The sequence below is a fragment of the Calditrichota bacterium genome, assembly GCA_013112635.1.
Classification (GTDB): Bacteria; Calditrichota; Calditrichia; order Calditrichales; family J004; genus JABFGF01.
The window spans coordinates 101,907-114,196 of sequence record JABFGF010000004.1; the positions used below are offsets into that span (position 1 = coordinate 101,907).

The following is a 12,290-nucleotide window of genomic DNA, read 5'->3' on the forward strand; positions in this document are numbered from 1 at the left end:
AGTTCTCCTTAAAGTGCTTTAAAAAATAACATCCATTGTTTTATTTTAATTCCGCATTATTGGCAGATTATAAAATACGAAATCATGTGACTCGTTTTCAACTAAATTATAAAAGTTAATATTTTGATTTAGTATTGCCAAAAAAGCTACATTTATGATTTAACAGGAGGAAAAAACTTGGCAATTCATAACTGGCTAAAAAACTTAAGAGCAATAATCCTGGATATGGACGGTGTATTGGTAGATACCGAGCCAATCCATATGCAGGCTTTTAAAATATTTCTTGAAAAATATAATATCGATTCAAATCAGGAATTCTTGATAAGTATGATTGGTCATTCTGTTGAAGAAAATTTCAAAATGCTTATAAAAAAATATCCGCAATTCAGGCCAACAGATTTTAAGAACCTGATTGATGAGCGAAATGCTATTTATATAAATTTAATTAACGAAACTTCTTTAAAACCTATTTCCGGCATTGCTGATTTGATTGATTACTGTTTAAATAATGATCTTAAAATTGGGCTTGCCTCTTCTTCCGATCAAAACCAGATAGAAGCTATTTTGCAAAGCCTTAAAAATAATAACGAAAATGATATTGATCTTTCGGCTGTATTTAACACAATTGTTTCCGGTGATTCAGTTGACCATAAAAAACCGGCACCGGACATATATAAAAAAGCTTTGAAAAACATAAAAATCAATGCATCATCTGCCATTGCAATAGAAGATTCACAATCCGGAATAAGCAGTGCCAAGTCTGCCGGGATTACCTGTCTGGCCTTAAAAAACCCCTATTTTAATATTGAAGATATTCATGGGCAGGATATGATTTTAGAAACAATTCATGATCTGGTTGAGCTACTTTACGAGCACTAGTTCATCTTTCCATTTTCTTTTGAATTAATTCATCCAGGTTATTTTCTTTAATAGGAAAATCAGGCGGGATATTACTTAAAGCCCCAGTTGCCAGTGAAATTAAATATGGATTGCTACATCGTTTTGAAGAAAAAACATAATGGTTTAGTTCCGGAAAAGTCGCTTTATCACCATGCAATGGATTGTCGCCTGCGATTGCATAAACCTCAACATATACAAAAGCGCTATTACCTAAAGGTTCATTTATTTCAATAAAATCTGCTTCACTAAAATATATTTGAGATTCTATTTGTTCAAGATCTTCCGTGAGCCAGCTAAAAATAATTAGGCTATAATCCTTGTTTCTCTGATCAGTCCAGTTAATTTTTAGGGGAAAAAGAGAACTGTCATTTATAGTAAGTGATTTCAAAGAAAAGGTTGTAACTAACTTAAGCTTGGTACTGTCAGATAGATTATTGATTCTGAGATCAATCGCCATTGAATCGTGTTTTACCTGAGTAGTAATTGTTGGTGGAAACGCTGCCTGGTAAAATCCTGCCCAGGGTGAATATCCAAATTCCAATGTATCGGCTTTGACCAAAATATTTGAAATGGCATTAAGTGGTTCAGCTAAAACAAGGCTATTTAATTTTAACGAATTAATGTCCTGTTGAACCCGTGTATACCCAAATAAATAATTAATCCCGGTATTATTTATCTTAATGTTTTCTGTACGGATCGATTCGATAACCTGGTCAATATGCTCCTGCTTTTCATCTTCGTCAAAAATATTCTTTGCCAATCCGTTACTGAGATTGTACAAAAATATCTGCTGAGAATAACTGAAAATATATCCATGAGCCCCTTCTATATTTCCCTTATCATTATTACCGGAGATTAGCCCTTTAAAACCTGCGATTGTAATTTTAATAAATTCATTTTCTGTTTGATTATTTAACAAACTATCCATCGGTAAATCATAAACCAGACCGCTTGTTTGAAATTCAAAGATTTTTGGATAAGCATTTATTCTAATGCTGTAAAAATCAGCATCGATATCTGCCCAGCATATTTGCAGTCTATTATTGGAAACAGTATCAATTGAAGATTGTATTTTTGGTAAAACCAAAGATTGCCCCGAAAAAGAGTTGGATCCGTTTTCAAGTATTAAACTATAGTTTTTGCCGGTATCAAATTGGTTATCCGTTTCATGGTTTCTGAAAACTATTTCTTCACTGTTAATGCTTTTATGCAGGATTATTGAATTGTTACTTCCTTCTACTTTGCCTTGAATATTTGTGTTATCCAGATGGCCAAAAAGACGAATATAAACCCATTTGTTGCTTGAGTCCGGCTTATTCAAGTTTTCTTCAGTTCCGATTAACCCATAAATAAAAATTTCGTCATTAAGATCCGGTGAAACCGTTTTATCCTGGCTACACGAAAGTATAATCAGCAAAATTAAGAATAGTATAAAATTTTTCATGATAAATCCTAAGACAATACATAAAATATAGTTTGACTCTCCAATGTTTGCAAGCACACAATAAGACGACTAGAGGTTTTCAGCAGATAAAATATTTTCTTAATTTAAACAAAGTATCAGAAAAAAAATGAATGGGCGTTTTCAATTTTCCAAATTCTCAATATGGGAAGGTTAAGAAGAGTTTAGTACACAAAAAAAAGCCCCGAAAACGGGGCTTTTAAAAATAAAAGTTTTTGTAAAGTATTACTTACTTAACCAATGTCATCCGCATAGAATGTGAAAAGTTTTCAGAAACAATCTGATAAACATAAATGCCAGAAGGAACCTGGTTACCTGAATCATTTAATCCATTCCATACAGTTTCATAAGTACCGGCATCCACTACACCTTCATAAAGAGTAGCAACCTTCTGACCTAATAAATTATAAACTGTAAGGCTAACATTTATAGCTCCTTCACGAAGTGCAGGAACGTCAAATTTAATAGTTGTAGAAGGATTAAACGGGTTTGGTTTGTTTTGGTACATGGCAAAGTCTGCCGGAACAAAACTATTAACTTCTTTAACTTCAGCGCTATGAGGAGTTGCGTATATTGGACCGTGTTCTGTGCGAACACCACTCATATCAATATCCACTAGTTTATACCAGTAGGTTTCTCCATTAAATACACTTTCATCAATATATGTGTAATCATTTTGGTTTGAAGACGTACCCGCTCCTTTTAACTCACTATTTCCAACATAAGAATCTATCTCATCAAATTCGCCATCTTTTGCCGCCGAGCGCATAATAGCAAATCCCTGGTTATCAATTTCAGAAGCAGTGCTCCAGTTAAGAATTACTTCATTGTCTCCACCAATTGCTACAAAAGAAGAAAGTTCGATTGGCAAAGCTTGATCAGAACCATTTGAACCTGGTGAACCTAAATCCGATCCGGCACCATAATTAGATTCTCTTGATGTAGCAGTTGTCCAATTTGCACCAACATTGTTATCTGTTACAGCGTCTCCAGTAAAAACCATTGAAGCACCAGTTGGATCAGGCCAACTAGTTCCACCATCCCATTCAACACGGTCAATTTCAACAGGGATTACGGAATCATCCTCAAGTACAAGTTCATCAGCGCCGTTGCCTAAGCTTGTACCAGAAAAAACATAATCAACAGGAAGGTTTCCGTTTGTCCCAGTGTCACCGTTCCTACCTAATACTAAAAAGCCACCTGCCGGGACGTTGAGTGCCCCACCATTAGTAATAACATGAGAATCACTTCCATTATCAAAAATTCTCCACCCATTAATATCAATTGGAGAGCCTGTAGGATTATACAGTTCAAACCATTCTCCGTTTGCATCAGTAACTTCATCAGGATTTTGCATTATTTCTGAAATAACAAGTTGGCTAAAACCAGTGGTACAAAAAAGTAGGAATAATAAAACAGTAGCAAGTTTAGTCATAAAACCTCCAAAAAGTATATATAAGTGTTTAGTTCTAAAAGCAAGAGATTGAAAGGATTACAAATATATATGAAACGTTTAAAAAAATCCAGCTTTTCAAAAAACTCTAACATTTCAAAACGAATTGTGTGATATATATCTCATCTAACTAACTTTCTCTATTGTTTTGTTAAATGTATAATAGATGTTCTCTTCCAAATTTGACATTTTTAATTAATTCTTTTTTGAAAAAATTAAATTTCTAAAAACCTACACAAAAATATCACGTTCAAACGTTTAAGGAAGAAACAAACATGTGTTTAACAGACTCCAAAATCCCTGGATTAAATTGAACAAAAACATAATTATAATCGGGAAAGCTTACGAGACAACTTGTTTGGATTCATTTATTCATTTCATAAATATTGGCCGATGACATCACATAATTTTTCATAATTTTTTCAAATCTTTCAGTATTAACAGCCGGCCTTTGAATCATACGTTTACAGATTTTCCGTTGCAAAAAAGTGCTATTGGTTTTGTTGTGCAGGTTTAAAGCAAACTTCGAAAAATCACGAATAATAAAATCAAATATCTGGTCAACAAGATCATGATCAACTTTGCAGAGATTCGTATTTTCTATAATAAGCTGCCCATAGACAACCAAAGTAAATAACTCACCCAGGTTAAGAAGGAAATCAAAATCCTTGATCTGTTCTTTGCCTGGACGTGCAACCGCCAATAATATTTTTAGCTGACGAATTTGGCGCTTAAAGATTTTAATATTTGGAAGATTTATACTGTTATAGGCAATTTTATAATCATGGAATTTTATTCTGCTTAGGCCTTTTGTTGCTCCCTGATTAAATAAAAAATCATCATTGGCTGGTTGATTTACCGATCCTATTTCCGGAAACTGTCCCGGTTTAAAAAAGTAATTTGCCATAAACTTGATAATCAGGGCCATATTTACATGCACCGTTCCTTCCAGCTTAGGCAAGGCACGGATATCACGTACCGCCATTTCAAAATACATATCTTTTTCAAAACCTTTGGCCGCAATAACATCCCACAGCAAATCCATAACTTCTTCGCCCTGGGTTGTTACTTTCATTTTTACCATAGGATTAAAAAGCAAATAGCGTCTATCTTTTTTAGAAGCAGATCGCATATAATCAATCGCCCGGGAAGCAAAAAGTTTCATGGCAATTAAGCGTACATAGGCATCTACAAATATAAGTTTTATATGATGAAAGTCTGTAACATAATGATTAAACAGGTTCCGTTTGGAAGCGTGGTTCAATGCTTCGTAATACGCATGTGTGCAAATACCAATCGATGCCCAACCCAAATTAAACTTGCCAACATTGACAGTATTTAAAGATGTATCCCAGGCATCACGGCCTTTAGAAAGTATATCCTCTTCTTTAACCGGATAGCTCTGAAGTTTGTATTCAGCTACATAGTTTTGAGAATTAACAATATTCTTAACCAGATCATACTTTTCATGTTGTGGATCAACAACAAAAAAAACATAATCGTCATCGCTTTTATCAAATTTACCAAAGGTAGAAACGAGAGCGGCTTTATTGGCATTTCCAATATAATATTTACTACCATCAGCGAGGTATTCGCCAGAGGTAGTTTCTGTCAATTTCATTTCACTGGAATAAAGATCGGCGCCATGCTCTTTTTCTGAGAGACCAAAAGCAAATATTGCACCTTGTTGTAATAATTCTGCAGTTTTGGTTTTAACTAAATCATTGCCACTCATCCAGATCGGGCCAAGGCCTAAAATAGTTACCTGCCAGGTATACCAGTAACTCAAGCCATAAAAACCGAGAATTTCATTTATTACACAATTGCGGGTTGTGTCCCAGCGGATAGATCCTGTTTCTCCTGGTTGATTGGTTAGAAAAGTGGCAAAAAGCTTTTCCTCTTTTACGAAATTTAAAAAATCCTCGTACCATATCCGCTCATGATCATCTTTTTTAAGACGCTCCTTACCCCGGTCTTCAAAAAATTGGATAGTTTTTTTGATTAGTTCCCGGCTGGTTTCATCAAGATGATCAAATGATTCTGTTTTGGGGTTAAGTAACATGGTGAATTCCAAAAGATTGTTTTATTTAAAGAACCGGTATCTGGAAATGAAATGTAGAGCCGCCTTCACGATTATTATAGACACCAATTTTTCCGCCGTGGGCCTCAACAAACAATCTTGATACATAGAGTCCCAGGCCAAAACCTTTGGAGGTTTTTAAACGGCGGATACGATAAAATTTGTCAAAAATCAGGGCCGCATCTTCTTCTTTAATCCCGGGCCCGCTGTCTGTTATTTTTACCTGGCACGATGTTTTACCATCTGTGGAATGAGAACAAAGGCAATCTATACGGACAGCACCATTTTTTGGTGAAAAGCGAATTGCATTTGAAAGAACGTTTGTAAAAACCCGGTTAAGGGCAAGCCGATCTGCAAAAATTACACGCTCTTCGTCGGAAATTGAGATACTAAATTTTATATTTTTTTTATCGGCCTGGATCCATAAAGCCTGGACAACTTCCTGCAATAATTCTTTTACTTTAAACTTGGATTTGAATAATTGAAAGGTTTTATTTTCAAAACGCATTACATCGCCAAGTTCATTCAGCATATCCAAAATCTGATCTTGCAGACGGAGACTGTTTTTTATCATCTGCTGCTGACCGTCATTTAGAACGCCAAATACTTCGCCCTGTAAAAGCTCCAGGTAACTTAGAATACTTTGCATTGGCGATCGCATATCATGAATAAGCATGCTGGATAATTCGGACTGGTTTTTTACTTTTTGGGTTATTTCAAAAATGCCTTCCAATACAGGATAAAGAGTTACTGAATCGATTATTTCTTCATCAGTGATATAAAAATCAAAATATACAGGTTTTGTTTTATGTTTTGGTCCAATGCCAAATATTAGGAGAGTTTCTTTCTCTTTATCAATACTTTTAAAAAAGGAGGCCAACTCTTTTGATTCTATGTCTTGTATAAAAAGAATCAGTGTCTCAAATTTCTCTTCATACATCACAGATCTTAAATCATCAAAGTTTTGTCGTTCCTTATATGGGATATCCAACTCAGATAAAACCGCGGTTAGGTGGTTTGCGGCAGTTTCATCCGATGTTTGAAGGATTAATGCCTTCTGTTTATCCAGTTGCATTATTTACCCTGAAACTTTGCTTTACGTTTTTCGAGAAATGCCGAAGTTCCTTCTTCCTTATCTTCCGTGCCAAAAGCCATTCCAAAATAATTAGCTTCCATTTCTAAGCCTGTTTCCAAAGAACTGTTTAATCCATGGTGTACAGCCTCGATACAATATTTAACAGCAATCGGGCCTTTGGAAATAATTTTGGAGAGTACTTTTAAGCCCTCATCAAGCAAATCTTTTTGCTCCACAACTTTATTAACCAAGCCAATCTCATACGCACGCTGAGCAGAAATCATATCACCAGATAATAACAATTCCAAAGCAATACCACGCCCAACAATTCGTGGTAACCGTTGTGTTCCCCCATAACCCGGCACCAAACCAAGATTAACTTCCGGTTGTCCGAAACGGGCTTCATTAGAGGCAATGCGAAAATGACAAGACATTGCCAGTTCACATCCGCCACCAAGAGCAAATCCATTTATAAGGCCAATAACAGGTTTGCTGCACATCTCAAATTGTGAAAACACCCGCTGCCCAAGTTTTGAAGCCTCTGTTGCCTCAATCATACCCAACTTGCTTAACTCACTGATATCAGCACCGGCAACAAATGCTTTTTCCCCAGCTCCGGTTAATATGGCTGCTTTTATTTCGGAATTATTTTCGACTTCATTTATTGCCAATCCAAGCTCTTTGATGGTAGCTTCGTTTAGAGCATTTAGTTTTTCAGGTCGGTTTACAGTTATTATGGCAATTGAGTTTTTTATTTCAAACAATATATTTTTTAAATCCATAGCTCCCCTTCTTTAGGATTTATTAATACACAGAATAAATAATAGTGTTGAATTTGTGAAGTGATTTTTGAGTAGTGTTAAGTAAGATAGGCAATTGAAATATCTAAATACAAATGATTTGTGGAATTTTTCCTGAACTGTGAGATTCGTCAAAAAAAAAATGGAGAGGCTGCAAATTTTAAGGAGGCCTGGTGAAAAATAAGCAACCCCTCCATATCACCCATATTTAATATTATATATAACACTTAAAAAAATAATTATGTTCCCATATAGATTATCTTTTCCAGATAGTCTCAAATTACAAAAATTAATCCGGCATATTTATAACTTTTTTGTATCTATTAAATCATGCAATTATCTAATTTTAAACTTATCTTTTCAGATTGATATCATATAATCTTGAAAAGCACTAATCTTGAACTTAAATTACCTGACTTCATGAGAATATAGCTCTCACAAATATCAGATATAATTAAATATAAAAATATTGGAGGAAGACCAGATGTCCAAAGAGATATTATTTGATGCCGAAGCGTTCGGCAAGTTAAAAAAAGGGATCGATGTACTGGCCCGTACTGTGAAAGTGACCCTTGGCCCAAAAGGCAAAAATGTGGTTATCGATAAAAAGTTTGGCGCACCAACCGTTACTAAAGACGGCGTGACAGTGGCCAAAGAAATCGAACTCGATGACTCATTTGAAAACATGGGCGCACAGATGGTGAAAGAAGTTGCCTCTAAAACAAGCGATGTGGCCGGTGACGGAACAACAACTGCAACCGTTTTGGCGCAGGCCATTTTTACACAAGGCCTCAAAAATGTTATCGCCGGGTCTAACCCAACCGAACTAAAACGCGGGATTGATAAAGCCGTTTTGGAAGTAGTAAAAAACCTTAAAGGCATGTCACGCGATGTGGCCGGTAAAGAAGAGATCGCCCAGGTAGGCTCTATCTCTGCCAACAACGATCCGACCATTGGCGATTTAATTGCCGATGCCATGGACAAAGTGGGCAAAGACGGCGTGATCACTGTTGAAGAGGCCAAGTCTATCGAGACCAGCCTGGATGTTGTGGAAGGTATGCAGTTCGACCGTGGATACATTTCCCCATATTTTGTAACCGATAGCGAAAGCATGGAAGCGGTTATGGAAACCCCGAATATTTTAATCTATGACAAAAAGATCAGCGCTATGAAAGACCTGCTGCCGATCCTTGAAAAAAGTGCCCAGACAGGCAAACCGCTGATGATCATCGCGGAAGATATTGATGGCGAAGCATTGGCTACGTTGGTTGTAAATAAGTTGCGCGGTACATTAAAAGTTGCTGCGGTTAAAGCGCCTGGTTTTGGTGATCGTCGCAAAGCCATGTTGGAAGACATCGCCATTTTGACCGGCGGCCGTGTGATTTCCGAAGAGACCGGTTTTAAACTGGAAAGTGCTTCTCTGGATGATTTGGGAACTGCCGCGACAGTGACCATCGATAAAGACAACACTACGATTGTTGAAGGTGCCGGTTCTGGTGATGACATCAAAGGCCGTGTCAGCATGATCCGTTCACAAATTGAAAATACATCTTCTGATTATGACCGTGAGAAGTTGCAGGAGCGTTTGGCAAAATTGGCCGGCGGTGTTGCGCTAATCAAAATTGGCGCTGCCACAGAAGTTGAGATGAAAGAAAAGAAAGCCCGCGTTGAAGATGCGCTTCATGCTACCCGTGCGGCTGTTGAAGAAGGAATTGTTCCCGGTGGCGGTGTTGCCCTGCTTCGCTCGATTGCAGCATTGGATGGTTTAAAGCTTGATGGCGACCAGCAAATTGGTGTGGATATCGTACGCCGCAGTCTGGAAGAGCCGATGCGTCAGATTGTTGCCAACTCCGGTTTGGAAGGCAGCGTTATCGTGCATAAAGTAAAAGAAGGCAAAGATGCTTTTGGTTTCAACGCAGCAACTGAAGAGTATGAAGACCTTATCAAAGCCGGTGTTTTGGACCCGACCAAAGTTACACGCAGTGCTTTGGAAAATGCGGCCTCAGTTTCCGGATTGTTATTAATGACCGAAGCCTTGATTACCGACAAGCCTGAAGAGTCTGCTCCGGCTATGCCAGCTATGCCTCCGGGTGGTGGTATGCCAGGCGGTATGGGCGGTATGTACTAAAAATAACTCTCGATAAAAAAAGTAACCTTCCGGGATTAAAAACCTGGAAGGTTTTTTTTGCCTTAAAACTCAGCGCTAATTCCTATTGACGGTAATATTCCAAGAGAACTGGAGGTTTTAATTTTATCTTCCCAAAAATCATATTGTGGACGAATTGGAATTTTAAAATTGTAAACATTTTGTATATCGATAAATGCTATTAAAGTCCAATTATTAAAATAAAAATAACGATCGGCACGAATATCAAGATGATGCCCACTATCCAATCTTTTAGAAAGATATTCTTCAGGTAAATTTTGGATAGATCCAGGAGATGTTTCATTTTTTGATGGGATATACACCGGCGTGTAGGGTATTCCTGAAAAATAACTAAATTTCCCACTTACTTCCCACTTTGAACCAATCTTGTACCCACCGGATATATTGAAGATATGGCGTTGATCAAAACGTGTTGGATATGTTTTTCTGTTAAAGGCTTTAAGTTCACTTTTTCCATAAGAATAACTTGCCTTCCCATATATAGGAACGTCGGAAAATTTCTTTTGAAGAAGAATTTCAAATCCATAGGCCTGCCCCGTTCCTTCTGGTTTCAAATCAAAAAAGCCAAACGATTGAAAGTCATCTTCTACACCACCATAACTGGAACCCGTATTGGACATTACAATATAATCTGTCCTGCCGGGTAAAATTCCAACTGGTAATCCTGAATACTTCTTATAATAAAGCTCGGTAGTTAAGCGTACATCCGAAGCAACTAAATAATCCCATCCTAAAATGGTCATTCGATTTTGGAGCGCTGTCAAGTTTTTATTTTTGGAATTAATTAACCAGACATTAGATGGCGCCTGGTAGTAATCACCATAATTGAGTTTAAATGATTGCTTTTCATTTAATTGAAATTTTAAACCCAAACGTGGCGCGACATAAAATGGAACCTCCAAAACTTTATAATAATTAATTCTTAAACCTAGGTTTAAATTAATGTTTTTATTGAGGTTCCAATTAGTTTCTACGAATGCTGCATAGTTTTGCGACCATAAATCAATTATTTGTTTTTGATTAATCCCCAAATCATTTACAGCAATTCTCTTTCCACTCCTGTTAAATATAGAGTCCGCAAATGTTGTATTATTATTGTTATTTAATAATTTGGCTGTCAATCCAAATCGTAGATCTAAATCTGAGTTTATTTTCGAGAAGCTTTGGAATTTAGCAGCATATTCCAATTCATCCGCTTTGCTGTTAAAGTATTCAATGCTATTGTTATCCGCCTGGCTAAATCTATAACTAAACAAGGTTGCGCTAAGTGTTACATCAGAAAAACCGTTTTGATGTAAATGACGCCAGTTCATCCCATTTATAAATTGGTTTTGCTGGTTATCCAAAAGGCGGGCATTTTTAGTACGGTTTTCAAGGTTATCCAGATTTCTGTCTACATTGTCCACTGCGATAAGACTAAGAAAAGAAAGAGAATTTGCCGGAGAGATTTGATAATTGGTTATTAAATTATAATCCGTATAAACAGGAATGAATGGTAAACCGGCTGCTTTAAAAATAAGGTCCAAGTAGCTTTTTCGAGCTGAAAAAATATAGTTTCCATTTTGTAGAAGTGGACCTTCAATATTTAATCCAAACTGAGTTGCCGAAACAAGTGCTTTTCCTCCGAACCTATCTTCACGGCCCTGGGACATATTTAACTCTAAAATCGAAGACATTTTCTCGCCATAGCGGGCAGCAAAACCACCACTTGAAAATTTCACATCGTCAACAAAATCGAGATTAATAAAACTTAAACTGCCGCTACTGGATCCTTGCGTATTAAAATGATTGATATTTGGAACTTCAATATTATTAACTATATACAAATTTTCCGATGGGCCACCACCCCTTACCAGTAAATCATTTCTTCCACCTGCAGGATTGATACTAATTCCGGGTAACACAGTCACTGTTCGCACAATGTCTTCAAAGCCCCCAGGAAAACGGCGAATTTCCTCTCGCTGTAAATTGAAAACGCTCGATTGGGTCAGTTTCTCTTCACTAAAATAACCCGCACTTACAACTATTGCTTCGCTCTCAAGATTTTGTGGTTTTAATTCAATTTTCAACGTTACCGGTTTACTTGACCTCACGATGATATCTGTAAAAGTTTGGCTTACATATCCAATAAAAGATACTTCAATTCTATATGATCCAACCGGAATATCGTTTATTATAAATGTTCCATCTTCCGCGCTTGATCCACCCAGACTCTCATCCAAAACAACAATATTCGCCCCGAAAAGAGCCTCTTTTGTAGATTCGTCACCAACCGATCCAATTATCTTCCCACTTTGGGCAAATAGTACTATTGGTATTATCAGGGAGAGTATAACTGCATTTTTTAACATTA

At 36.8% G+C, this 12,290-nt stretch carries 8 protein-coding genes; 2 read left to right on the top strand and 6 right to left on the bottom strand.

What is annotated here, in order from left to right:
* The first annotated feature begins 177 nt into the window (after nt 1–177).
* A complete protein-coding gene (locus tag HND50_12050; GenBank protein NOG45963.1) occupies nt 178–879 on the top strand; it encodes an HAD family phosphatase in 702 nt (233 codons plus the stop codon).
* Between the two features lies 1 nt (nt 880).
* Here HND50_12050 and HND50_12055 read toward each other — a convergent pair whose 3' ends face one another.
* From HND50_12055 to HND50_12075, 5 genes are all read right to left on the bottom strand, one after another.
* A complete protein-coding gene (locus HND50_12055) occupies nt 881–2,344 on the bottom strand; it encodes a hypothetical protein (protein NOG45964.1) in 1,464 nt (487 codons plus the stop codon).
* A gap of 247 nt (nt 2,345–2,591) precedes the next feature.
* Nucleotides 2,592–3,797 carry a T9SS type A sorting domain-containing protein gene (locus HND50_12060; protein NOG45965.1) on the bottom strand — a complete coding sequence of 402 codons (1,206 nt, stop codon included), beginning with the start codon at nt 3,795–3,797 and terminating at the stop codon, nt 2,592–2,594.
* Nucleotides 3,798–4,179: 382 nt separating this feature from the next.
* Nucleotides 4,180–5,877 (bottom strand): acyl-CoA dehydrogenase, encoded by a 1,698-nt coding sequence (locus HND50_12065; protein NOG45966.1) that lies wholly within the window; start codon nt 5,875–5,877, stop codon nt 4,180–4,182.
* Between the two features lie 25 nt (nt 5,878–5,902).
* Nucleotides 5,903–6,970, bottom strand: coding sequence for a HAMP domain-containing histidine kinase (locus HND50_12070; protein NOG45967.1), 1,068 nt, complete (start codon nt 6,968–6,970; stop codon nt 5,903–5,905).
* Complete coding sequence (locus HND50_12075; protein ID NOG45968.1) at nt 6,970–7,752, bottom strand: hypothetical protein; 783 nt, start codon at nt 7,750–7,752, stop codon at nt 6,970–6,972. The genes HND50_12070 and HND50_12075 overlap by 1 nt, the downstream gene beginning before the upstream one ends.
* Nucleotides 7,753–8,254: 502 nt before the next feature.
* Here HND50_12075 and groL point away from each other — a divergent pair.
* Entirely contained in the window at nt 8,255–9,898 is a 1,644-nt protein-coding gene (gene groL, locus HND50_12080; GenBank protein NOG45969.1) for a chaperonin GroEL, read from the top strand.
* 62 nt (nt 9,899–9,960) lie between these two features.
* Here groL and HND50_12085 read toward each other — a convergent pair whose 3' ends face one another.
* Nucleotides 9,961–12,288, bottom strand: coding sequence for a TonB-dependent receptor (locus tag HND50_12085; GenBank protein ID NOG45970.1), 2,328 nt, complete (start codon nt 12,286–12,288; stop codon nt 9,961–9,963).
* Nucleotides 12,289–12,290 lie beyond the last annotated feature (2 nt).

Bases quoted from the DNA above. Each gene is read 5' to 3' on its own strand.
- HND50_12055 (NOG45964.1), bottom strand. From the start codon at position 2,344: ATGAAAAATTTTATACTATTCTTAATTTTGCTGATTATACTTTCGTGT.
- HND50_12060 (NOG45965.1), bottom strand. From the start codon at position 3,797: ATGACTAAACTTGCTACTGTTTTATTATTCCTACTTTTTTGTACCACT.
- HND50_12065 (NOG45966.1), bottom strand. From the start codon at position 5,877: ATGTTACTTAACCCCAAAACAGAATCATTTGATCATCTTGATGAAACC.
- HND50_12070 (NOG45967.1), bottom strand. From the start codon at position 6,970: ATGCAACTGGATAAACAGAAGGCATTAATCCTTCAAACATCGGATGAA.
- HND50_12075 (NOG45968.1), bottom strand. From the start codon at position 7,752: ATGGATTTAAAAAATATATTGTTTGAAATAAAAAACTCAATTGCCATA.
- groL (NOG45969.1), top strand. From the start codon at position 8,255: ATGTCCAAAGAGATATTATTTGATGCCGAAGCGTTCGGCAAGTTAAAA.
- HND50_12085 (NOG45970.1), bottom strand. From the start codon at position 12,288: ATGTTAAAAAATGCAGTTATACTCTCCCTGATAATACCAATAGTACTA.